This is a genomic window from Prosthecobacter sp. (genome assembly GCF_044227185.1).
GTDB lineage: Bacteria > Verrucomicrobiota > Verrucomicrobiia > Verrucomicrobiales > Verrucomicrobiaceae > Prosthecobacter.
Map to the genome: position 1 here is coordinate 719,540 of NZ_JBGAFO010000002.1, position 26,190 is coordinate 745,729.

The window sequence follows — 26,190 nt, forward strand, 5'->3', positions numbered from 1 at the left end:
GCCAGCCTCACAGCCGACGCGGGATCGAAAAGAACTCAATCCGTTTTAGGGCGAAGTCGCCGCAGTCGAGATCGTGTTGGTCACGTTGGCGCTGGTTGAACCGTTGCCGCTCGGAGAAGGCGAACTGCCACCAGCCAGGTTGCCGTTGCTGCTCGAGCTCGTGCTGCTCGTCTGGCTTACGTTCACATTGGTGCCCTGCTGAGTGGTGGAATTCCCACCGGCGTCAGTAGTGGTCTGTGACGTGGAGGTAGTGGTCGTTCCATCAGGTGCCTTGGTCTCCGTGATGGAGGTGGTGACTGTGGTACCTGTGGTCGTGTCCACGGTTTTTGACTGACTCGTCGTCACCACTGTGCCATCGGACTGTGTGGTGACTGTCACCGTCGAGGTCCCTGTGGTGGTGACTGAGCTGATCGGCTGCGCACCCGGTGCGGACGGATCCACGCCTGCGGCAAACGTTGCCGTGGTGACCACCGTCGTGTCGCTGCTGGTGGCAGTGCCCTGGGCGATCATCTGGCCGGCATTTTCAGGAGTCACGTCGCTGGTGGCAGCACCAGCACCATGGGCATCACCCACCGTCACGGTCACCACGGTTTTGGTACCGTCAGAGTTGGTGATGGTGACAGTGTTGGTGGTGACGATGTTGATGACGTTGCCCTCGGCGGCACCCGTGCACTGGAAGTCCGGCGGGTTGAATTCAGGCTCCCAGCGCAGCGCCAGATAGCGGGTCTTCACCGCCTTGGCAGGCTTGGCTTTGAGCGAGCCGGTGCCCCGGGTGTCCTCGGCCACGGCCACCGGAGCCTTGTTACCAAAGTCATTCGGGTCAAACGCCATGCGGCCGCGCCAGTCTTCCTTCTCCGGAAGATTGTCGAAGGCAAAGACCTCGAAGCGCACCGGACGTGGCGAGTGGACGGAGGCAAACTCGTTCAGAATGCGGAGCTGGCCGAAATCATAGATGATGGTGCGGTACTTTTCATCGGACTCGGGGAACGCGAACTTGTTGTAGGTGACGGCGGTGTCGAGACCGTTGGCAGGTTTCGGCGCTGCGTAAATCACACGCGCACCACCCAGGCCGTTGATGAGGTCGGTGGGCTTGCCGCCCTTGCCATCCGCAGACTGCTTCACGGCATATCCTTTGTCGCTCGCGGCACCGAAGAACTGCAGGTAGCGAATGATGCCGCCCTTGGAAAGAGCCAGCTCAAGCTTCACAAACTTGGCCTGGATGCCGGCAAATTTGAACTCCACCGTGCGATCCGCCGCGGAGAAAACTTTTTCTTCAAGAACCGCCCAGCCGTTTTTGTCAGCGCTCGCGGAAAGTGTGGCGCGCCCCTCGATGCCGTCATTGACAAACGAAGAAGAAGAAATCAGCACCGGCTTGCCCAGGTTCACCAGCACAAAGCTCTTTCCGGCCGACACTGTGGACGACGCCGTGATGTCGCTGGAGAGAATGGAATCCACATGACCAAAGCCGGAGGAACTGTCGAGAGAGGCATTGCTCGCAGGGCCGGTGATGGTATTGACTGGCTTTTCTTTGATGATTGGAATGCGCGACCATTTGGCCTGGAGAGAACCTGCAGTCAGCAGACTGCCGAGGATGATAATGGTGGGGGCGAGCTTCATGATCAGGTAATGGAAAAATTGAACGTTGAACTGCGAGGTTGGAACGGCCGATGGATTCAACGTTCGTTTTTATTTATGCAATCTCCCATAGTTACACCACAAAGGGCAGACGGTGTAAACATTTTTTCTGTGTCATGAGTGATGAAATAAGGCTTGATTGATTGTATATTCCATATATTCTAGAATCATGAAATGTCCACGCTGCCACGCAAGCGTTCAGCCAGAGCAGACTTCCTGCCCTGCCTGCGGCTTTTCAGCGCGGTTGCTTCATAGTTATCTTGGAAATCAATGGGTTAGGCTGGAGCGCATCACCGACGCCGCTCACTGTTTGCGGCTGGAGGACAGCCGCCGGGCGGAAGTCGTTTTGGACGATTTTGAACGCAGTTTCCCACAAGCTTTTTTTGCTGTTTACCTAGGCACTCTACCCAGTAATCTGAGCGTTGCCGAGCTGGGTTTCTGGCTCCTCAATCAAGGGGCCTTCAACACCCACTCCGTGAGCCGGCGCAATGATTTTGGCATGGTGCTGGTGGTGGATCCTGCCGCACAAACTGCCTGCATCACTCTGGGATATGCCATTGAAAACTGTTTCAGTGCAAAAATCATGTCCCGCATGATGCAGACTCTCGGCAGCCATCTGCGGAAAGGCGCCTTCGGCATGGCCATTGAGGCCACCTGTGTTCGTGCCGGCGAGGTGCTGCGGAAGCACGCCCGCCGCATGCAGTGGAAGCCTGAAGCCGCCGGCATTGCGGACTCCGTTTCTGACATCGGGCTGCAGCCGCTGCGTGGCGGACACCGGCAGCCATCCCGCCCTCTCGCGGGGCACCCCGCACCACCGGCATGAGCAGGTCGTCTCCAGATTCCGTGGCAGCCGCCAGAGCTTTGTGCCTGGCGCTGTTCGCGCTGCTCTGCGCGCCGGCGGCCTCAGGTGAAGTCGCGCAGCAGGCAGAAAAAGCGGAGGAGCACGCACTGCCGCTGCCCCGCTGGAGCGAGCAGGAGCTCAAGGCATTTCGCGACAGCCTTCCCAACGTCAACAGCCCCGGGGCGCTGCCCAGCAACGGGGAGGTGGCCTCCGACATCAATGACCTGATCCGCACCCCTCTCTCCAGCGGTCCCCGGCTGGATCATTTTTTCGATCCTCACGACAGCGAGCTTTCACCGCGCCTGCAGGCCGCGGACATGCGGCTGTTCCTGCCGGAAGCCATCCTGGGCCAGCCCCTGGAAAGCCGCCCGGGCCCGGTGCAGCAGCCGACTTCGCTCGCATCGCTCAAGGACGTTTCCCCCGAGTTTCTCGCCGCCTGCGCGCAAAGCCTGCCCCGGGAGTACCTCATCGATCCCGACCAGCTTGTGCCTGAAATCCAGAATCATGACCTGATGCGTCTGCTGGAATTCCATGCGCAGGATGCCCGCATCAAGCTGTATGTGCTGATCATGGCGCGCGATCAAAGGCTGCCGGAAGGTGCCGAGCTCGAAAAAATCGCCTCCGGAGGTCTGCTGCAGTCTGACGCCTGCCTGCTGGTCTATCCCCTGGGCGAGCCCTGGCGGACGCGTCTGTTCGTCAGCGGTTCTGTTCACGACCAGATCTCCACCCCGTTTCTCCATGAGACGATTCAGGCATGCCTGAATGAAGCTCTGCAGACCAGCAACGAGCAGGATCAACTGCGGCGCTACACCATTCACCTTTCCACACGGTTGTTCTGGCTGCAGAAAGCCCTGAAAATTGATCCTGCTCACCCGACGGACAAAGGGCAGTCCCTGGCTGAATTCAGCGCGCCAGCGAAAGCGCGCGCTGCTTCCGGAGGCGTGAATCTGACTTCTGTCCTGAACTGGAGTGCCGGAGGCCTGGTGCTGCTGGGGCTGGCGGGCGCTGGCAGCCGCCGCTTTCTGCGTCATCTGCAGCTCAGGAGGCGTCGCCGCATCTGGATGCTGGCAGAGACTGAAACGGTGCCTCGGCTGGGCGGAGCCTTTACGGGCGGCGGCGGGGGCATGATCCGCTACGGATGACTGTTTTCCGCCCTTTCTGGCGTAAGAACTGCGTCAGTTTTTCAACTTCAATTTGTCAAAACCAATCCTTGAATGATAATTAGTGAAATTGACCATAATGACCTGATGTGATGAACCCGGACGTGATCCAGTTCCAGTGCGGTTTTTGCCGTACGACCCTGACAGTGCCTGCGCAAATGGCAGGGGTCACGGGTCCATGTCCGAGCTGTGGTCAGACGGTCACCTCCCCCATGCCTGCGCCTGTGGTGGCCCAGGTGCCGCAGTGGTCTCCAGCTCCCATGGCGGCTCCGGTGCCCGCACCGGCACCCGCACCAGCCCCGCAGCCATCCTGGCCCCCTGCACCGCCCTCTCCGATGCTGGGAGAGATGCCAGGCATGGGCATGCCCGCTGGCAGTCTCAACAATCTCAACACCGGGCTGCCGCCAAAACGGGCGCCAGGGCAGCCGCCGCTCAGCGCCGCGCTCAATACTCCTCCGGGCGGCCCGCCTCCATGGGCTTCCACTCCGGCGTCTCCCGCAGCCATGCCTCCTCTGGGGTCTCTTGACGGTGCCGGTGGTCTCCCGGGAACGGGGATGCCCAATCAGTCCCGCTTCATTCCCGGTGCCCCCACCCTGCCCAACATGTCTCCCATGGGTGGCGGTGGTGGAATGCCTGGAATGCTGCCCGGCTCTTCGCTGCTCGGCCGGGATGTACCCCCAGCGCCCTCCTCCCCGGTGACACAGCCTCTGCAGGCCCTGGGCGCTCCTTCCCTCAGCCTTGGAGGCGCGCTTGGGCATGACGGCGGCGCTTCAGGGCCCAAGTCCCCGCTGCCGGCAGGGCGCAGCATCGCCAGCCTGCGGGCACCACGCGGCACAAATTTCATCCGGCTTGCCTTCGCCGCCGTTTTCCTGCTCGGGTTTCTGGGGCTCGTCGGGTTTCTCTTGAAAGACCATCTTTCCGGCCTGTTCCCCGGCCTGGCGGGCCATGACGTGGCTGAAGAAGTCTCCAAGGAAGACGCAGCGCCGCCGACGCAGGCACCCCTGCCTTCCAATCCGGCTTCCGGCATCATGGCCAGCAATCCCGTGACAGCGGAAAAACCGGCCGCCACTCCAGAAACTGCGCCGTTGTCCCCGCCAAAGCCTGCGCCGATCACGGTTGGTTTCGATCCTCAAGAACCGACCGCATCGCAACCCAGACCTGCCGCACCTGCGAACCCGATGGCTGCGGTGCAGCCTTCCAGTCCGCCTGCAGCGACCAGCCTCGTCCCACCATCCGCAACCACACCTGCAGCGCCGCCGGGAGCCGGTGCGCTGCTTGAGGTGCCCGCCAAACCCAACACGAATCTGGGGCCCGCCGGCGGCGCATCCAACCCCGCCCCCGCCAGCATGGTGCAGTCGCAAACGATCGAAGAGGAAGGCGTGCCCGCCGCAGCCCAGCCCGCGGTGGAGGCGCTCAAAAAATTCCTCCTGTCCAAGTCCCTCGAAGAACGTCTGCAGCACACTCTTGGCGCCGACCTGATGAAACCGCTGATGGAGCGTTATTACTCCCGCATGCCTGACGGCCCCATCCCGGTGGACCGCATCCAGTTTGTGCGGATGGATCCGAATCCCGAGCTCGGTTCCGGCAAGCACTGCATCTTCAGCCTGGAGAACAAGACCTGGGAGTTTGCCGTGCCGGTGATGCTGGAGGAGAAGGCGGACGGGTTCAAGGTGGACTGGGTCGCCTTTGTGGAGTTCAAGGACCGCATGCTGGAGAAATTCTTCCAGACCTACCAGACCGGCAAGGCCTGCTTCCACGTCGGCATCATCCGCCATCACTACTTCACGGACGACGTGCCAAACCTGGACCGCAAAGATGCGTTCCGTGTGGGCCCCGCGCCGCCCAACTCCTTCCAGGCCTCGGTGTTTCTGGACAAGGATTCCGAGCTCGCCCAGGAGCTGCGCACCCGCATGCCGTGGGAGACGCACGTGTGGGCCGTGGTGGAGCTGGAATGGAAAAAGCTCGGCTCCCAGCAGTGGGTGGAACTGAGCGCCGTGCCGCAGATGCACTGGTACTCCCTGCCCATGGCTCCGGGCCCGGCTCCCAGAAACATTTCCACGGCGCAGAAAGCGCCTGAGTCAGACGAGCTTCCCCCGGGCATTTCGAAAAACGGCAGCCGCAGCAAATCCGGCGCGCCGTCCGGCGGGAACATGCCTCCTCCGGGCATCCGCAAATCCTCGCCAGACCTGCCTCCCACCATCAAGCGGCCGCTGCCTGCAGGCCGCTGAGAGGAGAAAGCCGCGGACGGAACTTAGCTGATCTCCAGCTTGCCCGTGCTGTCTCCCACCTTCTCCGCAGGCACGCCGAGGCGGTCCAGCATGGAGAGGTAGAGGTTTGTCATTGGCGTTTCGCCCGGCAGCAGCACCCGTTTGCCCGGGGTCAGCGTGCCGCCGGCGCGTCCGGCCAGCAGGATGGGCAGGTTGTCGTGATTGTGGCGGTTGCCATCGCCGATGCCGCCGCCGAACACGATCATGGAGTTGTCCAGCAGCGTGCTGTCTCCTTCCTTCACCGATTTCATCTTGTCGAGGAAGTAGCCAAACTGCCGCAGGTAGAACTGGTCGATCTTTGCGATCTTCGCCAGCTTCTGCGGATCACTCTGATGATGCGAGAGGGAGTGATGCGCGTCCGGCACACCGAGTTCGGGGAAGCTGCGGTTGCTGCCGTCATGCGCCAGCATGAAGGTGGAAAGCCGCGTGGTGTCAGTCTGAAACGCCAGCACCATGAGGTCAAACATGGTGCGGATGTGCTCCTCGTAGGAATCAGGAATGCCATCGGGGATTTTCACATCGGGGATCTGTGCCGAAAATTTTTCCGCGCGCTCGATGCGCAGCTCGATGTCACGCACCGAGGTGAAGTATTCGTCCAGCTTGCGGCGGTCTCCCGCGTTCACCTTGCCCTGCAGGCTTTTGGCTTCGTCCAGCACGGTGTCGAGGATGCTCTTCTGCATCCGTCTGGCACGGGCAGCCTCCGGCCCTTTGCCCGCGGTGGCGCCGAGGCCAAACATGCGCTCAAACACCAGGCGCGGGTCCATTTCAGGCGCCATGGGCATGGTCTCGTTTTTCCAGGCGAGATTGAACTGGTAGGCGCAGGAGTAGCCAGAGTCGCACTTGCCCGAGCTGCGCTGGCCGTCCGTGCTCAGCTCCAGCGAGGGCAGCCGTGTGAGATGGCCGATTTTTTGCGCTGCGATCTGGTCCACCGAAATGCCGAGATGAATGTCCGCGCCCGCCGTTTTCTTCGGCATGCAGCCGGTGAGGAACGTGGCCGTCGCACGTGCATGGTCGCCGCCGCCATTGCCATGACTGCGGGCAAAATCCTGCATGAGCCCGGAGACCACCATGAAGTCATTGCGGTACTGCTCGATCTGCTTCAGGGAGGGTGAGAGCTCGTAGGCCGTGCCTTCTCCACTCGGCATCCACTGCTCCACATTCACGCCATTGGGAATGTACATCCATGCGGCGCGCATCGGCTTGGCCGCCGGCCTGGTCGCGGCAAAGGCTCGTGCGCCGAAAGATTCCAGAAAGGGCAGTGAAATGACGGAACCCAGCCCCCGCAGAACCTGGCGGCGGCTGAGGGAATGGGCGGCGAGGGAGGTTTCGCGGAATTCGTTCATACAGGGGTACTATACAATGTAACTACGGGAGCGGCTCACAGAAACTTTCGTGCCAGACAGAGGCATTCCCGGCATGCCCCCCCACGAAAGTAGTTGAAATTCCCGGGCGACGCGGCCCGATTAAGCTTCCCCCACAAAATCCTCCAATAAAAAACATGAAGCATACCTGCCTCCTTCTCACCTCCATCGCATCCCTCGCCCTCACCGGCCTCGCCCAGGATGCCAGCGTCGCGGTCATCGAACTCAAGCCGGATCCGATGAACCCCATGGGCTACAACAAGACCGAGCTCACCGTCAAGGCAGGGCAGAAGGTGAAGCTGACGCTCAACAACACGGGCAGCGTCGCTCCGCTCGCACACAATTTCCTCCTGCTGAAGCCCGGCAAGATCGAAGCCGTGGGAGCAATGGCGAATGTCATGATGACAGATCCTCAGGGCCCGGCCAAGAATTACATTCCCGACGGCGCGAAGGCCGACATCCTTGCCCACACCAAGCTGGTGCAGCCGAACCAGAGCGACACCATTGAATTCACCGCTCCGGCGGAAGCGGGCGACTACCCCTACATGTGCACCTTCCCCGGCCACTGGCTGCTGATGCGCGGTGTGATGCACGTGACCAAGTAACCTCATTCTTCACCCAACCCACGCACACGCAAACTCATGAAATACCTCCTCATCCCCACGTTCATCGCCCTGCTCTCGCTCACTTCCGTCGTTCGTGGCGAGGAGGGCAAGCTGGACGTCAACGGCCTGGGCTTCAAGTTCTCCTCCCCCTGGAGTGAAATCCAGAGCACCGGCATGTTTCGTGCCGGAACTCTGGCAGCCAAGGTGGAAGGCGCCGAGAAGCCGGTGGAAGCCGTGTTTTACAGCTTCCCCGGCCCGGGAGGCGGGGGCGACACCGAAGCCAATGTGAAGCGCTGGCTGGGGCAGTTTCAGGGCACGCCGGAGTCCAAGCGTGAAGAACTTCCCGCCGGAGACAAGAAGATCACCCTGGTGACCGCCACGGGCACCTACAATGACGGTCCTCCGATGGGCGCCAAGACTCCCCGCGAGAACTACACGCTCATCGCCGCCATCGTGCCCGCCGGGGAATCCAACATCTTCGTGAAACTCACGGGGCCGAAGGACGCCATCGCGAAGCTGGCGGAGGACTTCAAAAAGATCGTGCTCAGTCCGTTCGCCAAATAAGCAACGGCTCATTTCATCAGGTTGTTTTGCCTTAGGCGGGTGGGGTTTCCCACCCGCTTTTTCGTATATATTAGACAAAATCGCGGCCGAAACATGGAGTGGCTTTAAAAAACAGGGGTGGCAAAAACAAAAGAGGACTTGGCACGCGCCATGCTTGAGCTTGGGACCGGAGCTAAATTCCACACCCTGACTTATGCTGAAACTCAACCACACTCGAACCTGGCGCAGCATGGCAATTGCTGCGGTAGTTGCCCTCACCACCCTCGCATTCAACCCCGGCAGCGCCCGCGGTCAGACTGCAGCACCGGCACCCGCTGCCGCCCCCGCCCCGGCTGCCCCTGCGGCAGCGCCCACGCCCACGCCCGCCCCGGCTCCGGCTCCAGCGGCTGCTGCTGAACCTGCCGCCCCGGCCGAGCCGCCCGCCGCCACCATGGAGCAGCGTGTGTTCGACTTGGAAAAGTATGTTCTCAATGGCAAGGCCGGTGAAGACGGCCCCACCAAGTGGAAGTCCAACATCGGCGGCCAGCCTGGCCCGGGCCACAATGCGTGGCAGATGGTCAGCACCGCGCTGGTGATCTTCATGACGCTCCCCGGCCTCTTCCTTTTCTACGGCGGCCTGGTGCGCAAGAAGAACGTGCTCTCCGTCATCGCCCAGTGCATGGGCATCGCCGGCCTGGTCACCATCCTCTGGTGGGCCTGTGGTTACAGCCTCTCCTTCGGCGCGGGCAATGCCTACATCGGCGATCTTTCGATGAAGATGCTGAACGGCGTGTCTCCTTACGCCGCCGGCGCCGGCTACTACTGGATCTCAGACGCCATGTGGTGCATGTTCCAGCTCAGCTTCGCCATCATCACGCCCGCGCTCATCATCGGCGCCATCGCCGAACGCATGAAGTTCATTGCGGTGCTGGTCTTCGTCACCCTGTGGATGTTCGCGGTTTATTTCCCCTTCGCCCACATGGTGTGGAGCAGCACCGGCATGATGTGCGGCCCGCTTAACAGCGCCGGCGCCGCCATCAAGGCCATCGACTTCGCGGGCGGCACGGTCGTTCACATGACATCCGGCTGGAGCGCCCTGGTGCTCTGCCTTCTGCTGGGCAAGCGCAAAGGTTTCGGCAAGGAGCCCATGGCTCCCCACAGCATGGTGCTCTGCGCCGTTGGCACCGGCATGCTCTGGGTCGGCTGGTATGGTTTCAATGCAGGCTCCGCCCTCGGTGCTGACGGCATCGCCGCCAATGCCTTCATGACCACCACGCTGGCCGCCGCCACCGCTGGTTTCGTGTGGGCCGTCGCCGAATGGATTCTCAAAGGCAAGCCCTCCGTGCTTGGTTTCTGCTCCGGCATCGTCGCTGGCCTGGTCGTCATCACCCCCGCTGCGGGGTTCGTCACCGCCAACTCGGCGATGATCATGGGTGTGGCCGCTGGCGTCGTGCCCTTCCTTGCGGTGGCTTACCTGAAGAACCTGCTCGGTTATGACGACGCTCTCGACACCTTCGGCGTTCACGGCGTCGGCGGCACGATGGGTGCCATCCTGACTGGTGTGTTTGCCAGCAAGGAGGCCAATCCCGGCATCGAACCCCTGCTCCCAGGCCTCCTCGGCGAGCAGCTCAAGGCGGTGGGTGTGACCATCGCGTGGAGCGTCGCCGCCACGCTGGTGATCACCATCATCGTCAAGATCGTCGTGGGTCTGCGTCCCGAGCCTGAAGTGGAAAGCCAGGGCCTCGACCTCGCCGAACACGGCGAATCCGGCTACGAACATTGATTCTGGCAGGACGAGCTCCTTTAACCCTCAGACCGGGCTGAGCGATCAGCCCGGTCTTTTTTTATGCACGCATCCCGCATCCTTCGCCTCCGGGCGCTCTTCCGGGGAATTTGAGCGGGTCCCGGACTCAGGACCACAGGATCAGCATCACCACGCACATGATGCCGTTGTTCAGCGCGTGGGCCGTCATCGGAGCAATGAGGCTGCGCCGCCACAGGCGCAGGAAAGAGAAGGAACAGGCCAGAGCCATGATGGCCGGCACGCCCGCCCAGCTCTGCGGATGCACAGCAGCAAAGACAAAAGCGCCAAGCAACGCCCCCAGCAGCGAGCGCAGCCAGGCGGAGAGTCCGGGAAAGAGCAGCCCGCGGAACATGATCTCTTCAGACACCGGCGCCCACACGACGGCCAGCAGGATGGCGGCAAACTTTGCCCAGCCGCTGCCGGCAAAGACATCCACGATGGGATGCGAGGGAAACTCTCCCGTGACCTTGATGATCCAGGACGCGGCGATCATTCCCACCACCAGCAGTGGCAGCGAGGCCAGCCAGACCAGGATCCCCACGCCCATCTCGCGCCACCACCCCTGTCCGCGATGCAGGCCCAGAGCCTCACGCCACTCAGCCCGCTGCATGCCACGCACGCGGGGCCACATCATGCCAATGACAAGGACGACCAATGCAGGCCCATAGGCCGCTCCGTATGGCAGCGAGGTGAACATTTGCCGCAGCAGCCAGGGCACCAACAAAAACAAGGCCAGATAAATCGCGAACCCTTCCAGCAGCACGCCGCCCTCACCCCGGCTGCGCAGCGCCAGTGTCAGGCGCAGCTTCCCGCCCTGCCAGCGCACGATGCCCCAGATCAGCACTCCCAGACCGGCCACGGCCGCCAGCATGCCCAGCAGACTGACGGCGAACAAGACCGCCGCGGTCTGGAGCCCCTGCTCCGCCACAGTCTGCTTCGCCTTGTCATCCCCCGTCTGCGCACGGGCCAGCTCGGCCAGCCAGCCATGGCGCTGACGCAGCTTCTTCCAGGCCTCTGCCGGCGCTTCACCATGACCTGCTTTCATCTGCCGCAGCGTCTCCACATCCGCACGCAAGCCCGCGTTCTTCGCGGCGACCGCGTCGAGCGCATCCTCCGCAGGCCAGGCACCTTTCAGCCAGCCCTTCAAGATCATGAGACGCAGCGCATCCTCATCCGTGAGCGAATATTTGGTGATGTCCTGCGCCACCACCTCCATGAGTCCGCCATCCGGCTGCTGAGTGGCGCGCATCAGCTCCTTCACTCCCACGACGTAGCGCGCCATCAGCTCGAGCATGCGGTTCGGATGCTCCCCAGCGCCCTCCCCCTTCCGATGGGACGCGTGCGTACGCACCACAAACACCACGCATGCGGCGATGACGGCCACCGCCAGCACCGCCCCCAGCAGCGAGCAGCGTGGGGAGAAGCCGGGCTTCGAAACAGGCAGCGGCGGGGGCAGGGCGGAGTCATTCATGGATGTTGTCATGCCGCCGATGAAACAACGCCTTTCCAGCAATGGCACGCACAATTCTGTGCCGCCGCCACGTTCCGTCTTCTCCAACCATGCGCACCCCTCTCTTTCTCCTGCTCGCCGCCTCCGCCGCCCTGGCCCAGACCCCGCGCCCTGGGGTGAACTATGATGAAGCCAAAGTGGGCAGCGATCCGCTGCCGGATCTGAAACTCACCACCGCCGAGGAGTGGACGCAGAAGCGCCGGCCGGAGATTCTGAAGCTCTTCGAGGACAACGTCTATGGCAAGACTCCCGCTGGCATCGGCGCGCCGAAGTTTGAGGTGACCGCAACGAAAACGGATGCGCTGGGCGGCCTGGCCACACGGAAATTCATTCACATCTCGCTGCCGGACCGTCCCGCATGGCCGGGAATGGACGTGATGCTCTACACGCCCAACAACGTCAAAGCCGCCCCCTGCTTCGTCGGCCTGAGCTTTGGCGGCAATCATGCCGTAAGCACCGAGCCCGATGTGCCGCTGAGCACGCGCTGGATGCGTGAGAGCAAGGAGAAGAACATCGTGGAGCATCATGCCACGGAGGCCACGCGCGGCACGGAGAGCAGCCGCTGGCCGCTGGAGATGATCCTCAAGCGCGGCTTTGCCGTGGCCACCGCCTATTACGGTGACATCGAGCCCGACCACGCCGACGGCTGGAAGGAGGGTCTGCGCGCCGCCGTGAGCAAGGAGGGCGCGAACACCGTGTGGAAAGACGGCGAGTGGGGAGCCATCGGCGCCTGGGCCTGGGGGCTCAGCCGCATCGCCGACTACCTGCAGACCGACCCGCAGGTCGATGGCAGGCACCTGGCCGTCATCGGCCATTCGCGTCTGGGCAAGACCTCCCTCTGGGCCGGTGCGCAGGACGAGCGCTTTGGCATCGTCATTTCCAATGACTCAGGTGAAGGCGGGGCGGCCCTGATGCGGCGCGACTTTGGCGAGACCACGGCCATCATCACCAAGGCCTTCCCCCACTGGTTCACCCCCACCTACAAAAGCTTCGCCGGAAACGCCGCCGCCTGCCCGGTGGATGCGCACATGCTCATCGCCCTGGCGGCTCCACGCCCCATCTACATCGCCAGCGCCGGCGAAGACCACTGGGCGGACCAGAAGGGCGAATTCCTCTCCGGCAAGTTTGCCAGCCCGGTGTATGCCCTCTTCGGCAAAAAGGGCGTGGGCGTGGAGGAGCAGCCCGCCATCGACACTCCTGTGGGCGATTTCGTCGGCTACCACAACCGCACGGGCAAACACGACGTGACCGACTACGACTGGACGCAGTACCTGAACTTTGCCGCGCGGCATTGGGCGAAGTAAGACAGCGGGCGCAAACATTGTCGCTTGCCGCATCCCAAAGCCCGTGTGTCTTGGGCATGTCCTTTCCACGCCATGCCCGCCAAAAAAGCGAAAACCAAATCCGCGCCCAAGAAACCGTCCAAAAAACTTCGCAACGTGCCCTTCTGGATCGGCTTTGATCTCGGCGGCACGAAGATGATGGCCTCGGTGCTCGATGCGAACTACAACGTGCTCGGCTCCGCGCGCAAATCGACCAATGGTTCCGACGGCGCGGCCAAGGGGCGGAACAAAATCGTCAAGGCCATCCACGAGGCCATCGCGGAGGCGGGTGTGAATCCGAAGGGGATTCAGGGCATCGGCATCGGCTGTCCCGGGCTGGTGAATCCTGACAAGGGCATCCTCATTTTCGCGCCGAATCTGGGCTGGACGAACATGGCCCTGCGCAAGCTGCTGCAAAACCAGTTCAAATGCCCCATCACCGTGCTGAACGACGTGGATGCCGGCACCTATGGCGAGTACGCGCTGGGCGCTGGCAAGGGCGCGCGCTCCCTGCTGGGGGTGTTTCCGGGCACGGGGGTGGGCGCGGGGTTCGTTTATAACGGCCAGATCGTGATGGGCCGCGCCATCTCCGCCATGGAGCTGGGGAATATTCTTTTCCCCGGCACGCACATTGGCAGCCCTGTTTTTGGCACCGTCACGCTGGAAGATCTCACCAGCCGTCTGGCGCTGGCTTCGCAGGCGGGTCTGGCCTGCTACCGCGGCCAGCTTCCCGAGCTCGATAAAAAGACCGAGGGGGCGCTGCGCCAGATCCGCAGCAAGGCGCTGGCCAATGCCTTCCGCAGCGGGGAAGACGCGGCCATGATCATGTTCCGCAACTCCATCCGCTATCTCGGCATGGGGGTGGCCACCGTGGTCAACCTGCTGGCGCCGGACCGCATCACGCTCGGCGGAGGGCTGGTGGAAGAACTCCCGGGCCTTTACCTGAACCTGCTCAAGGAGGAGGTGGAGCACTACGCCATCCCTGAGCTGGCCCGCGGCGTGAAGTACTCGCTGGCCAAACTGGGCGGCCAGGCCGTGGCCGCCGGTGCGGTGGCATGGATGCGAAATTCAAAGCCATGATTCGTTCCGGCACGTTTCATTTCGAATCCATACCATGAGTGAAGCGACACCACCTTTCTCGTTCAAGACGCCGCCGGAACATGCCGTGATCTACGTGGGCGCGGCCTCGGTCTCGCTCGTGATTGGCCGGAAGGATGAGAAAGGGCAGTTCACGCGCATCGAAAGCCTGGACCGTCCGCTGCCGGTGGCGCGGGATATTTTCCGCGCCCGCAGCATCTCGCGCAACACCGTGGATCAGGCGGCGGCCATCCTCCGCGACTTTTTGCAGACGATGCGCGAGTATGGCATTCCGTCTTCACAACTGCGCCTCTTCACCTCCAACATTCTCGCGGAGGCGGTGAACCATGAGATCTTCCTCAACCGCCTGCAGGTTCACAGCGGCGTGGCTCCGAGCCTCATCGACGACGGCAACATGACCCGGCTCGTGTACCAGATCGCGCAGCGCATGCTGCTGAAAAATCCGCTGCTGGCCAAGGGGAACACCGTGGTGTCCCACATCGGGCCGGGAAACACGCGCGCGATCTATTTCAAGGAGGGGCGTCTGGCCACGTACACCAACTACCGGCTGGGCATCTTCCGCGCGCGCGAGGCCGTGGCCACGCAGGATGACGAGGCGCGGCAGCAGATGGTGCATCTGGAGGAGCACATCCGCGGTGTGGTGGACCACCTGGCCCAGGACTACTCGGACGTGAAGATTGATCATCACGTGGCCATCGGCGCGGAGATCCAAAGCGTGGCGCCGCTGCTGGGCAGGGCGCGCCATGGAGCCCACCGTGTGCTGGAGCCTGATCTGGCGCGGCTCACGGACAAGCTGGCGCGCCTGAGCCCCGATGAACTCGTGCGCGAACTGCATGTGCATTACACCGGGGGTGAAGGCATCGTCCCCGCCCTGCAGACCAATCTCGCGCTGGCACGCCGTTTTGGCGATGATTCCCTGTGGGTGCCGGAAGGCGACTTCCAGCTCGAGCTGATGCTGGATCTGATGACCTCCGGCTCGCGCACGGCGATCTTCCAGGAGGAGGTGATGCAGGCCGCCTGCGAGGTGGGCCTGCGGTACAAGACCGACCGCAAGCACGCCGACCACGTGGCCAATTTTTCCCGCCAGCTCTTCCGCGAGCTGCAGCACCTGCACGCCCTGGACGCCAAGTACGAGCTCGTGCTGCGGGTGGCCGCCACACTGCATGAGGTGGGCATGTTCATCAGCCCGCGCGAGCACCACAAGCACAGCCTTTACATCCTGATGCATACGGAGCTCTTCGGCCTCAGCTCCAGCGACCGCGTGATGGTGGCCCTGCTGGCGCGGTACCACCGCCGCTATGATCCCGAGCCGAACCACCCCTACTTCTCCGACCTCTCCCGCGAGGAGCGCATGATCGTGCTAAAGCTGGCCGCGCTGCTGCGCCTGGCGGACTCGCTGGACCGCAGCCATGCGCAGCGCATCAAGACCATCCAGCTCCGCCCCGAGGGCACCCGGCTCAACGTTCTGACGCAGGGCGCGGACGACACCACCATTGAACAGATTGCCATCGATCTGAAGTGCGGGCTCTTCCGCGAAATTTACGGTTATGACATCCTCCTCGCCAAATCCTGAAGCACCACCCGCACCGCCGCAGCTGCGCCTGACCGAGGAGCACTTCATCAACCGCGAGCTGAGCTGGCTGGCCTTCAACTCACGCGTGCTGGATGAAGCCGCGCGCACAGACCTGCCCGTGCTGGAACGTGTGAAGTTCCTGGCCATCACCGCCTCGAACCTCGATGAGTTTTTCATGGTCCGCATCGGCGGCCTGCAGCTCCTGCGCGAGCAGGGCCGGCGCGTGCGCGACAATGCCGGCCTCACCCCCACGCAGCAGTGGGAGCAGGTGCACCAGCAGACCGCCGTCTTTGTGGCCCGCCAGTATGACATCCTGCAGCAGCAGCTCGTGCCGCTGATGAAAGAGAAGGGCATCCGCCGCCTGCTGAACACCGAGCTCACCCCGGTGCAGCGCACCATGCTGCGCGAGTACTTTGACGAGCACATCTTTCCCGTGCTCTCCCCCGTGGTGGTGGATGACAGCGGCGCGCGCGCGGCCATCCCCGCGCTGAACATCGTGCTGCTCTGCACCGTCAGCGGTGGTGACAGCGGCGAGGCGGAGAAGCGCCACGTGCTGCTGCCGCTGCCGGCCAACCTGCCGCGGCATGTGCTGATTCCTGATCCGGACGGCGGCCAGTATCTCTATGTGAATCTGGAAGATGTCGTCGCGCTGTTCATCGGCGAGTTTTTCCCGGCGGAGAAGGTCACCGCGCCCGCCCGTTTTCGCGTGAGCCGCAACACGGACATCACCGTGGATGACGAGAGCGCCTTTGACCTCGCCAGCGAGATGGAGGAAGTGCTGGAAAAGCGCCTGCAAAGCCCGGCCATCCGCATCGAAATCGAGGCGGGCGCCTCGCGTGAGCACACCCGCATCATCCGCGACCTCTGCGGAGCGCGCACCGCGCAGATCTATGACATTCCCGGCGAGCTGGACCTGCGCGCGTTCTTCCAGATCGCCGGCATCTCGGGCTTTGATGAGCTCAAGGTCGATCCGTGGGACAGCCACCTGAGCACGGCGATCACGCCCGGCGAGAGCATCTTCGACGCGATCAAGCGTGGCGATATTCTGCTGCATCATCCTTATGAAAGCTTCGATCCCATTCTCGCGCTGGTCGAAGAAGCCGCGGCAGATCCGAATGTCATCGCGATCAAACAGATCCTCTACCGCACCGCCAAAAACAGCCGCATCATCTCCGCACTCATCCGCGCCGCGCAGGCGGGCAAGCACGTGACCGTGCTGGTGGAGCTGAAGGCGCGCTTCGACGAAGCCCGCAATCTGGAACGAGCCAATGACCTCATCAACGCAGGGGCGCAGATCATTTACGGCGTCGCCGGATTGAAAACTCATGCCAAGGTCTGCCTGGTCATGCGCCGGGAATCCGGCCACATGACGCGCTACATGCACTTCGGCACGGGCAATTACAACGAGGCCACCTCGAAGCTCTACACGGACATCAGCCTGCTCACCTGCCGGGCCGACTATGGCGCGGACGCCTCCGCGTTTTTCAACACCGTCACCGGGCGCTCGCGCTTCGTGCATTTCAGCAAGCTCAGCATGGCCCCCTATGGCCTGCGTGAGCGCCTGCTCTCCCTCATCCGCAGCGAAACCGAACGCGCCCGCCAGGGCGAGGCCGCCGAGATCATGCTGAAGATGAACGCGCTCGAAGACCGCCAGATGATCGAGGCGCTCTACGAGGCCTCCCAGGCGGGCGTGAAGATCCGCCTCAATGTGCGCGGCATCTGCTGCCTGCGCCCCGGCATCAAGGGCATCAGCGAAAACATCAGCGTCGTCAGCATCATCGACCGCTATCTGGAGCACGCGCGCATCTTCTGGTTCCGCCAGGGAGGCAAGCCCGCCGTCTTCATCGCGAGCGCGGACTTCATGAACCGCAATCTCTCCAAGCGCGTGGAGCTGCTCACTCCGGTCGAGGACAAGGAGGCGCGCAAACGCCTGCTGCGCATCCTGGAGATCCACTTTGCCGACACCGCCCGGGGCCGCATCCTCAAAGCCGACGGCGCCTGGCAGCTCCCCCAGGTCACGGCCGCCAAAAAGCACCGCTCCCAGGAGCAGTTCGCCCGCGAAATGGCCAAACGTGCCCGGCAGGCGAATGAATCACCGGACGTGCTGGTGCCGCATACGCCGAAGTGAAGTCATGTCAGCCATTGTCATGGCGGCGGGAACGAAAAATCATCGGGGGCCAGCATGGCAGGAACGTCAATGGCGGCCATCTCGCCATCCTGGGTCACGAGTATGTTGCCCCCATGGGTGTCTGCACAGATGATCCTGTCGGCGTTTCGAAACCAGATGTTCCTGCCACGCCAAAAACAACGTTTGAAATCGCGCTGACTGAAAAACACCTCGATCTCCTCCAGTTCGGCCGGCCGGCCCTGGATTGCTTGTTGTGATGTGATGATTCGAATCAACGCAAAGCTCGGTTCGACCACACCTTCCAGTTCAATATCATCGCCAAAAACCTGGTTCTGAAGCAGCAGGCGTTCAAGGTATTTGATTGGAGTTGCTTCGCTGCCATCAGCCATCACTCCAAATGAGTTGTCGTAAGTTGCCTTCAACACACGCGGCCTCTCCACACTCACTTTTGGGAACCAGACTTCATGCTCGAACCCAAAGGCATCTGGTGGCCTTCTCAGCTCTTCGAAGTCGCGACCGCCTCCGCTTCTTTCTGACCAGCGCCGGAGCGATTCGATTTCGGCAGCAAGGCGTGTCGTTGCAAATAAACCTCCACCTCGGAGAATTGCTTCAGTGCCTCCGCGCGCGTCTTCAAGGGCGACTTCAAGCGTGCTTGACGCATTTGGGCTGCAAATTGCTCCGGATTCATGCTGCATCCTCCAACGAGTTGATTGAAAGATAGTTGATCAGTCAGTCTGCGCAAGCTCTCATGCTGACATGCCCCCGCTCACCAGATCACCTTGTAAATCAGCGCCCCTCCAATCCCGCCGATGATCGGACCGACGACGGGAATCCAGGAGTAGCCCCAGTCGGAGTTTCCTTTGCCGGGGATTGGCAGCACGAAATGGGCGAGGCGCGGGCCGAGGTCGCGGGCGGGATTGATGGCATAGCCGGTGGGGCCGCCGAGAGACAGGCCGATCGCGCCCACGAGCATGCCGACGATGGCGGGTGCGAAACCTTTGTCCCAGCCGGAGTTGGGCAGCAGATTGGCAGGAGACAAAATCGCCAGCAGGCCAATCATCAGCATCGCAGTGCCGATGGCCTCGCAGATCAGATTGCCCGGGGTGTGGCGGACCGCCGGCCCGGTGCTGAAGACGGCCAGCTTGTCGCCCTTGGACTCGGTCACCGGCCAGTGGGGCAGATAGGCGAGCCAGACGAGCACGCCGCCGAGAAACCCTCCCGCGATCTGCGCGCCTATGTAGCCAGGCACGTCGTTCCAGCCAAATTTGCCGATCGATGCCAGTCCCAGCGTCACGGCGGGGTTCAAATGCGCGCCGCTGATCGCGTTGGTGCAGTAAACCGCAATCGCCACAGCCAGGCCCCAGCCGGCGGTGATCACAATCCAGCCGCCATTGTTGCCCTTGGTTTGTTTCAGCACCACATTGGCCACGACGCCGTCGCCGAGGAGGACCAGGATCATGGTACCGAGGAGTTCTGCGAGATAAGCGGACATGGCGGTGCTGATTTAGGTTGAATTTCCGCGCAGGCTAGCGGGCCGCCCGAAAAAGAGCAAGCATGGAGATTCAGCCCCCCGCCCCCATCGGCGAGACATAGTTCAGCGCGATGGTCAGAAAGAAATTCGAAATCAAAATGGAGAGCGAGGCAAACACCACGGCGCGCGTGGTGCCGAGGCCCACGCCCACCGCGCCGTTCTCCGCCGCCAGTCCTTGATGACAACTGATCAGCGTGATGATGATTCCGAAGACGAGCCCCTTGATCATGCCGATGCCCACATCCATCGCCTCCGTATGGTCCAGGGTATGCTGCCAGAACCAGCCGCCCGGCACATCAAAGCCGTACACGATCAGCGCATACGAGGCCATCAGCCCGAAGCCGATGCTCTCCGCCACCAGCAGCGGCATGGAGACGCACATGGCCAGAAAGCGCGGCAGCACCAGGTAGTCCACCGGGTGCACGCCCATCACGCGCAGGGCATCGATCTGCTCGGTGACTTTCATGGTGCCGATGTCCGCCGCCATTGCGGCCCCCACGCGCCCGGACACCATCAGTCCCGCCAGCACGGGCCCCAGCTCGCGGCACAGCGCCACCGAGACGATGGCGCCCACGGTCGATTCGATGCCGAACTCCTTGAACTTCGCGAACGACTGAAAGGCAAACACCGCGCCGGTGAAGGCCCCCGTGACCACCACCACAAGCTGTGACCCATAGCCGATCGACACGATCTGCTGCGCCACCAGCTTCAGCCGCCAGCGGCAGCTCCGCAGGCCCACCATGAGCTCCCCCATCAGCGCCGCGATCTGCCCCAGCCACGACAGGAAGGCAAGGAACAGCCTGCCCGTGAAGGCCAGCCAGTCCGTGCATCGCGGTAAAACCATGCCGCCATGCATGCCCAGTCCTCATGCTGCGTGAAGGCATGACGCTGTGCCTTTTTCGTCACGCTTTCCTCAGTCCTCGTGCGCCGCCTTCAGACGCTCATCATCCAGATCCAGGCGGTACAAGATCTGGTTGTAGTCGTAGCGGGGCGTGGGCACGGGATTGCCGGAAAAGGTCTCGGCATAGGTGCCCTGGAAATAAATGATGCGCCCGTCCTGCTGGTCGAAAAACGCATGGTGGCTGGGATTGTAAAAGCTGTACTTCGGATGCGTGGCGATCTTCACCGCCTTGCGCCAGGGGCCGTCGATCTGCCAGGCCTCCGCATACCAGACTTCTCCCAGAAAGGATTCACCGCCTCCCTGCTGCACCGCGATCATGATCCAGCGTTCGCGGTGTTTGTTCCAATGCACGCTGCCGGCATGCAGATGCACCGCCTTGCCGGTCTGCGCGTCCACCACCTGCATGCGGGCCTTCTCCGGCGGCAGCTTCTTTTCGGCGATGAGCCGTTCCTCCTCCTTCTGGGTGGTGGGCGGCAGCACGCTCTGCCAGACGTAATCCCCATGCTCCGCGGACCACGCCAGGGCCTCATAGGCGGAGGTGTTTTGCACCGCGTCGTAATCGGCCTTCACGCGGGTCTGGCAGAAAGGCGTGGCGAAGTAAATCATGTCTCCGTTCCCCCCCTTGGCCCGCACGGCATTGTTCTGCGGGTGCTGCCATGAGAACTCATCTCCGAGCACCGCGATGCGCCGGAAGCGCCCGCTCTCCTCATCCAGCTCCGCCAGGCCGTGCTCCAGCCGTTTGCCCAGATCCTTCCAGCGCGAGTAGTGCGCCATGAGGTGCTCCTTGCTTTGCCCATCCATCACCGTGTGCATGCCGAAGAGCCACACCGCACCGGGCTCCTCCACTGGCAGCATCTTCGCCACGGCGCCGTTTTCATCGGTGATGTACTCAAAGTGAATGCCGTGCTCAGGATCCAGGCCGCCGGTGTCCGGCGCATCGCTCCATGCGGCGGTGGAGTGATAGTTTCCAAGCGGGTAGTTCGGCCGCAGCGTGTCGCCAAAGATCCAGAAGTAGCGCCCCTTCCATGGCACCACCTGCACGGAGTCCTGGCCCATGACATCTGCAGACAGGTTCGGGCTCGGCAGAGGCGGCTCATGGCCCAGCAGCGTGCTGTCGCGGTAGATGCCTTGCCCCGTCAGCCGGCACAGGCGCTCCGCGAGATTGGTGCGCAGTATTTTGACCTCGGCGGATTTCCCGGCCTTGGGCGTCAGCCGCACGCCCACAAAGCCAAAGCCATCCTTTGGCAGCGCATAACCAGGTCCCTCAATGCTGAAATACACCACACGGTTCATCAGCCCGGGCTCATTGAAGGCGATCCAGCCCGCGCTGTCCGTCGTCAGGGCGATGTGGTTCGTGGTCTTCAGCGTCACCAGCGGCACGCCGCGCCCGGTGTTTTCATCGATCACATGAATGCCAAAATAATCTTCCGGCGCGGCACCCAGAAACGCCGGCAGACAGAACAAAACCAGAAGCAGGCGGCGAAGAGACATGCGGGTGGTTTACCATGACTTCGCCGCGTGTGGAAAGGACTAATTCAGGCGCTTGACACCCGCCTTCCAAATGCGAAGGCGCAGGGCATGTTTTTCGACACGCACACCCACCTCGGCAGCAAACAGTTTGACGGCGACCTGCCCGCCGTGCTGACACGCGCACGCGCCGCGGGCGTGACCCGCATGGTGGCGCCTGCCACGGATTTAGAGAACGCGCGCAAGCTCCTCGCCCTGGCTGAAAACGAACCCGATGTGCGCGTGGCCGTGGGCATTCACCCCTGCGATGTGGATTCCGTCAACGGTGATGCCTGGGTCCACGAGCTGCGTGAGCTCGCCCAACACCCCAAGGTCTGCGCCATCGGCGAGATCGGTCTCGATTACTTTCATGCGCCGGCGGAGGGTTTCACCCTCGACGACTGGCGGGCGCACCAGGCCCGCGTGCTGACCGCGCAGATGGAGCTGGCGGCGGAGCTGAAGCTGAATGTGATCCTGCACAACCGCGAGAGCTGGGAGGACCTGACCGCGCTGGTGCGGCCCTACAGCGACCGGCTGCGGGGTGTGTTTCACTGCTTCACCGGCACGCTGGAGCAGGCGCAGCCGCTGCTGGAGCGCGGCCACCTCATTTCCTTCACCGGCATCGTCAGTTTCAAAAACGCAGGTGTCATTGCCGAGACGGCGCGCCTGGTGCCTGCGGGCAGCTACATGATCGAAACGGACGCCCCCTACCTGGCTCCCGTGCCCAACCGCGGCAAGCGCTGCGAACCGGCCTACGTGGCGGACACCGCGCGCGCCATCGCCGCCCTGCGCGGCGAGCCCGTGGAACAAGTGGCGGCCAGCACCACCCGCACCGCCCTCGATTTCTTCCGCGGCTGGGATTGATCTCCGCCGAAAGCATTCCAATCTCATCCACGTTCACTGCCACCACCACCATGAAACTCCTCCTTGCCACCTCCTTCCTCCTCGCGTCGCTGGCCAGCGCCGCCCAGTTCACCGTTGAAAAGACCGCCACAGGTGGTGCCATCGTGAAGGTGGATGGGCAGGTCTTCGCCGAATACGTCGTGGATCAGGCCAACAAGCCCTACCTTGCCCCGGTGTTCGGCCCCACTGGCAAGCAGATGACCCGCAACTACCCGATGAAGACCATCGAAGGCGAGCAGCACGACCACCCGCACCACCGCGGCATCTGCTTCGGCAGCGAGGGCATCAACGGCGTGGAGTCCTGGGCCGAGCGCTCCACCTTTGGCGACTCACCCAAGAGCGCCGAGCGCACCACCCACCTTGGCAGCGAGAAACACCGTGAGTTCAAGACGCTGGAGGCCAAGCCCGACTCCGCCGTCCTCGTCTCCATCATTGACTACCTCGACCCCCAGGGAAAAAAATACCTGGAAGAAGAGCGCACCATGATCTTCCGCGTGGGCGAAGGCACACGCAGCATCGAGATGAAGCAGATCCTGCTGGCGACCGAAGGCCCCGCCACGTTTGAAGACAAGAAGGACGCGGGTCTCAGCATCCGCGTGCCGACTGAGATGGCCGTTGAAATCGGCAAGGGTAAAAAAGGCAGCGGCCACATCATCAACAGCGAAGGCATCACAGACGTGGACGCCTGGGGCAAGCGCGCCAAGTGGTGCGACTACTACGGCATCGTCGGCGGTGAGAAGCTTGGCGTGGCCATGCTGAACCACCCTTCCAGCTTCCGCTTTCCCACCCCCTGGCACGTCCGCACCTACGGCCTCTTCACCGCCAACCCCTTCGGTACCAAGTCTCTCGACAAAAACGCATCTGATGGCACCTACGAGCTGAAGAAAGGTGAATACACCCTCCTGCGCCACCTCTTCTTCTTCCACAAGGGCGATGAGAAGGAAGGCAAAGTAGCCGAAGCCTACGAAGCCTTCGCTAAAGAATAAGCAGATCGTCACCCAATTGACCCATATCCGGGGCGAAAAGAGATGCACGGCGTTGCTGCCTGCTCTTTTTTCGCCCCATGTCTTTTCAGCGTTTTCTCCTCTTTTTCGGCCTTTCCTCGTCTCTTGCCGCGGCAGACTTTGACCTCGTCATCTACGGCGGCACGCCATCCGGACTGAGCGCGGGCATCGTGGCCGCGCGTGAAGGCGCCTCCGTGGTGGTCATCGAGCCCACGCAGTGGATCGGCGGCATGGTCACTGGCGGGCTGTGCAAATCCGACGTGGGCAAGGAGGAGACCATCGGCGGCTTTCCGCGCGAGTTCTTCGCCCGCGCCGCCGCCTTGAAGCCGGACACGCCCATGTGGTATGCGGAGCCCAGCGCGAACATGGCGGCGTTTCAAACGATGCTCAAAGAAGCAGGTGTGAAGGTGGTCCCCGGGGAGACGCTCAAATCCATCACCAAGGAAGGCTCACGCATCACCAGCCTGACCACGGCCGACGGCACCCGCTATCAAGGCAAGGTCTTCATCGACGCCACCTATGAGGGTGACCTCATGGCGGCGGCGAAGGTGACTTACATCGTCGGGCGCGAGAGCACCGCGCAGTATGGCGAGCCGCTGGCGGGTTATCACCCCATGCCCATTCGTCCGCGCACGGTCGAGGTGATGGAGAGCGACTGCCCCAGCCTCGGCGGAAAAGGTCCCGCCTACATCCACGGCACCCCCATCAGCATCTCCGGCGTGGACGCGCAGGGAAAGCCCATCTACGGCGTGTTTCCTGCGTCAAAGCTGGCCCCTGGCAGCGCCGACAAGCTCACCCAGAGCTACAACTTCCGCATCTGCGTGACGCAGCGCGCGGACATCAAAGTCCCTTTTCCAAAACCGGCCAGCTATGACGCCGCGAAGTACGAACTCCTGCTGCGCCTCATCCAGGCTTTTCCCGGCATCCGCTTCGGCCGCCTGTTTCATCTCGGCAATGTCGCGAACGGCAAATACGACCTCAATGCCCAGGGTCTCTTCTCCACGGACTACCCCGGCGCGAACTTCGACTATCCCGATGGCGACGCGGCCACCCGTGCCCGCATCTGGCAGGACCACACGGATTTCATCCAGGGCATGCTGTGGTTCCTCGGTCACGATGAGCGCGTGCCGCTGAGCCTGCGCGAGCAGACCAACTCCTGGGGCCTGTGCAAAGACGAGTTTGCCGACAACGCCTTCTGGCCCTACGCGCTCTACATCCGCGAAGGCCGCCGCATGATCGGCGAATACGTGATGGTGCAGAAGGACCTTCAGACCGACATTTTCAAAAACGACGGTGTCGGCATGGGCTCTTTCCTCATCGACTGCCACATCGTGCAGCGCATTCTCGCGGAAGACGGCACCGTGCGTGACGAGGGCAGCTTTCAGGACACGCCGGCGCTGCCCTACCAGATCCCCTACCGCAGCCTCGTGCCCAAACGCAGCGAGTGTGAAAACCTCCTCGTGCCCGTGTGCCTCTCCGCCAGTCACATTGCGTATTGTTCTCTGCGCATGGAGCCCGTGTACATGGCGCTGGGCCAGGCCTCCGGTCTCGCCGCCGTGATGGCGATCCACGCGAAAACCTCCGTGCAAAACATCGACGTGCCCGCGCTGCGGAAAAAGCTGCTCGCCCAGAAAGCCGTGCTCGAGCTCGCCTCGCTGGCCAGCATGGTGCGCTCCGCCACGCTGCCCGGCATTGTGATGAGCGAGCAGGATGCCGAGCAGACCGGCCACTGGACCGGCAGCTCCTACGGCAGCCCGGTGGATGGCGCGAGCCTGCATGACGCCAACAGTGAAAAAGGCGCCAAGAGCCTCACCTACCGCCTGAAAATTCCCGCTACTGGCAGGTATGAAGTACGCGTGTCTTATGCCTCCGCGTCAAACCGCGCCAGCAACGTGCCGGTGAGCATCGAGCATGCGGATGGCACGCAAACGGTGCTCGTCAATCAACGCAAGGCCCCGCCGATCGACAAGCTTTTCATCAGCCTCGGCATCTTCCATTTCACCGCCGGCAAGCCGGCCGTCATCACCATCAGCAACAAGGACACCGACGGCATTGTGGGGGCGGATGCGGTGCAGCTCATCCAGGCCAGGTAGGAGAAAAAGTACGACCGCATTCCGGGCTCAGCCGATTTATGGAGTGAAATCTCCACCTCCATGAAAAACATTCTTTCTCTCCTCAGTCTCGGCGTGCTGGCAGTCACGTTGTCCAGTTGTGACGTCGGCGCAGGCGCCTACGCGGGTGCCCGTCCGGGCTACGGCTATGGCCGCCCCAATCCGGGGTATTACCACAACCACCCCCACGGCTACTATAACAACAACGGCTACTACGGGCACAACCATCCGAACTACTACCGCAGGTCATCGGGTGTGGGTGTGAACACCGGCGTGAATGCCCGTGTGGCCCCGCTCAATGTCAACAGTTCCACAGGCCTCCGCCTGTTCTAAAAAACCAAGTTTGCTGGCCATGTTTGTTGGCACGTGGCGGATGACTCGCTCATC

Annotated in this window: 21 protein-coding genes; 14 read left to right on the forward strand and 7 right to left on the reverse strand. The window is 62.5% G+C overall.

Annotated elements, in window-relative coordinates; translation table 11 throughout:
• Positions 1-45: 45 nt before the first annotated feature.
• Positions 46-1,617 (reverse strand): hypothetical protein, encoded by a 1,572-nt coding sequence (locus tag ACILSQ_RS07380; RefSeq protein WP_395742950.1) that lies wholly within the window; start codon positions 1,615-1,617, stop codon positions 46-48.
• A gap of 187 nt (positions 1,618-1,804) precedes the next feature.
• Here ACILSQ_RS07380 and ACILSQ_RS07385 point away from each other — a divergent pair, with 187 nt between their 5' ends.
• The 3 genes from ACILSQ_RS07385 to ACILSQ_RS07395 all read left to right on the forward strand — a co-directional run bounded on the left by ACILSQ_RS07385 (position 1,805) and on the right by ACILSQ_RS07395 (position 5,864).
• The gene (locus tag ACILSQ_RS07385; RefSeq protein ID WP_395742951.1) at positions 1,805-2,458 is read left to right on the forward strand and encodes a TPM domain-containing protein; all 654 of its coding nucleotides are present in this window, start codon (positions 1,805-1,807) and stop codon (positions 2,456-2,458) included.
• Positions 2,455-3,618: a hypothetical protein gene (locus tag ACILSQ_RS07390; RefSeq protein WP_395742952.1), complete on the forward strand. Its 1,164-nt coding sequence runs from the start codon at positions 2,455-2,457 to the stop codon at positions 3,616-3,618. Before ACILSQ_RS07385 ends, ACILSQ_RS07390 begins: the two co-directional genes overlap by 4 nt.
• A 230-nt stretch (positions 3,619-3,848) precedes the next feature.
• A complete protein-coding gene (locus ACILSQ_RS07395; RefSeq protein ID WP_395742953.1) occupies positions 3,849-5,864 on the forward strand; it encodes a hypothetical protein in 2,016 nt (671 codons plus the stop codon).
• Between the two features lie 23 nt (positions 5,865-5,887).
• On the opposite strand, the gene ACILSQ_RS07400 is transcribed toward ACILSQ_RS07395, so the two are convergent.
• Positions 5,888-7,246 carry a DUF1552 domain-containing protein gene (locus ACILSQ_RS07400; protein ID WP_395742954.1) on the reverse strand — a complete coding sequence of 453 codons (1,359 nt, stop codon included), beginning with the start codon at positions 7,244-7,246 and terminating at the stop codon, positions 5,888-5,890.
• A gap of 155 nt (positions 7,247-7,401) precedes the next feature.
• Between ACILSQ_RS07400 and ACILSQ_RS07405 the strand changes: the two genes are divergently transcribed.
• The 3 genes from ACILSQ_RS07405 to ACILSQ_RS07415 all read left to right on the forward strand — a co-directional run bounded on the left by ACILSQ_RS07405 (position 7,402) and on the right by ACILSQ_RS07415 (position 10,195).
• Complete coding sequence (locus ACILSQ_RS07405; protein ID WP_395742955.1) at positions 7,402-7,869, forward strand: plastocyanin/azurin family copper-binding protein; 468 nt, start codon at positions 7,402-7,404, stop codon at positions 7,867-7,869.
• 36 nt (positions 7,870-7,905) lie between these two features.
• Positions 7,906-8,433 carry a hypothetical protein gene (locus tag ACILSQ_RS07410; protein WP_395742956.1) on the forward strand — a complete coding sequence of 176 codons (528 nt, stop codon included), beginning with the start codon at positions 7,906-7,908 and terminating at the stop codon, positions 8,431-8,433.
• Between the two features lie 193 nt (positions 8,434-8,626).
• The gene (locus ACILSQ_RS07415) at positions 8,627-10,195 is read left to right on the forward strand and encodes an ammonium transporter (protein ID WP_395742957.1); all 1,569 of its coding nucleotides are present in this window, start codon (positions 8,627-8,629) and stop codon (positions 10,193-10,195) included.
• Positions 10,196-10,322: 127 nt separating this feature from the next.
• Here ACILSQ_RS07415 and ACILSQ_RS07420 read toward each other — a convergent pair whose 3' ends face one another.
• Positions 10,323-11,699: a lysostaphin resistance A-like protein gene (locus tag ACILSQ_RS07420; RefSeq protein WP_395742958.1), complete on the reverse strand. Its 1,377-nt coding sequence runs from the start codon at positions 11,697-11,699 to the stop codon at positions 10,323-10,325.
• A gap of 77 nt (positions 11,700-11,776) precedes the next feature.
• Here ACILSQ_RS07420 and ACILSQ_RS07425 point away from each other — a divergent pair, with 77 nt between their 5' ends.
• The 4 genes from ACILSQ_RS07425 (at position 11,777) to ppk1 (ending at position 17,847) form a co-directional block, all read left to right on the forward strand.
• Positions 11,777-13,030: an acetylxylan esterase gene (locus tag ACILSQ_RS07425; RefSeq protein WP_395742959.1), complete on the forward strand. Its 1,254-nt coding sequence runs from the start codon at positions 11,777-11,779 to the stop codon at positions 13,028-13,030.
• A gap of 72 nt (positions 13,031-13,102) precedes the next feature.
• Entirely contained in the window at positions 13,103-14,128 is a 1,026-nt protein-coding gene (locus tag ACILSQ_RS07430; RefSeq protein WP_395742960.1) for an ROK family protein, read from the forward strand.
• A gap of 34 nt (positions 14,129-14,162) precedes the next feature.
• Positions 14,163-15,719 carry a hypothetical protein gene (locus ACILSQ_RS07435; RefSeq protein ID WP_395742961.1) on the forward strand — a complete coding sequence of 519 codons (1,557 nt, stop codon included), beginning with the start codon at positions 14,163-14,165 and terminating at the stop codon, positions 15,717-15,719.
• Positions 15,694-17,847, forward strand: coding sequence for a polyphosphate kinase 1 (gene ppk1, locus ACILSQ_RS07440; RefSeq protein ID WP_395742962.1), 2,154 nt, complete (start codon positions 15,694-15,696; stop codon positions 17,845-17,847). The genes ACILSQ_RS07435 and ppk1 overlap by 26 nt, the downstream gene beginning before the upstream one ends.
• Before the next feature lie 17 nt (positions 17,848-17,864).
• Here ppk1 and ACILSQ_RS07445 read toward each other — a convergent pair whose 3' ends face one another.
• The 4 genes from ACILSQ_RS07445 to ACILSQ_RS07460 all read right to left on the reverse strand — a co-directional run bounded on the left by ACILSQ_RS07445 (position 17,865) and on the right by ACILSQ_RS07460 (position 21,770).
• Positions 17,865-18,542 carry a hypothetical protein gene (locus ACILSQ_RS07445; RefSeq protein ID WP_395742963.1) on the reverse strand — a complete coding sequence of 226 codons (678 nt, stop codon included), beginning with the start codon at positions 18,540-18,542 and terminating at the stop codon, positions 17,865-17,867.
• Between the two features lie 71 nt (positions 18,543-18,613).
• Entirely contained in the window at positions 18,614-19,339 is a 726-nt protein-coding gene (locus tag ACILSQ_RS07450; RefSeq protein ID WP_395742964.1) for an MIP/aquaporin family protein, read from the reverse strand.
• Positions 19,340-19,409: 70 nt separating this feature from the next.
• Positions 19,410-20,222 carry an MlaE family ABC transporter permease gene (locus ACILSQ_RS07455; protein WP_395742965.1) on the reverse strand — a complete coding sequence of 271 codons (813 nt, stop codon included), beginning with the start codon at positions 20,220-20,222 and terminating at the stop codon, positions 19,410-19,412.
• A 69-nt stretch (positions 20,223-20,291) separates the two neighbouring features.
• Positions 20,292-21,770, reverse strand: a complete 1,479-nt coding sequence (locus tag ACILSQ_RS07460; RefSeq protein ID WP_395742966.1) for a hypothetical protein — start codon at positions 21,768-21,770, stop codon at positions 20,292-20,294.
• An 87-nt stretch (positions 21,771-21,857) separates the two neighbouring features.
• Between ACILSQ_RS07460 and ACILSQ_RS07465 the strand changes: the two genes are divergently transcribed.
• The 4 genes from ACILSQ_RS07465 (at position 21,858) to ACILSQ_RS07480 (ending at position 26,136) form a co-directional block, all read left to right on the forward strand.
• Positions 21,858-22,649 (forward strand): TatD family hydrolase, encoded by a 792-nt coding sequence (locus ACILSQ_RS07465; RefSeq protein WP_395742967.1) that lies wholly within the window; start codon positions 21,858-21,860, stop codon positions 22,647-22,649.
• Positions 22,650-22,699: 50 nt separating this feature from the next.
• Positions 22,700-23,674: a PmoA family protein gene (locus ACILSQ_RS07470; RefSeq protein ID WP_395742968.1), complete on the forward strand. Its 975-nt coding sequence runs from the start codon at positions 22,700-22,702 to the stop codon at positions 23,672-23,674.
• 77 nt (positions 23,675-23,751) lie between these two features.
• Positions 23,752-25,785 carry an FAD-dependent oxidoreductase gene (locus tag ACILSQ_RS07475; protein WP_395742969.1) on the forward strand — a complete coding sequence of 678 codons (2,034 nt, stop codon included), beginning with the start codon at positions 23,752-23,754 and terminating at the stop codon, positions 25,783-25,785.
• A 60-nt stretch (positions 25,786-25,845) separates the two neighbouring features.
• On the forward strand, positions 25,846-26,136 hold the full coding sequence (locus ACILSQ_RS07480; protein ID WP_395742970.1) for a hypothetical protein: 291 nt from the start codon (positions 25,846-25,848) through the stop codon (positions 26,134-26,136).
• Positions 26,137-26,190: the final 54 nt, after the last annotated feature.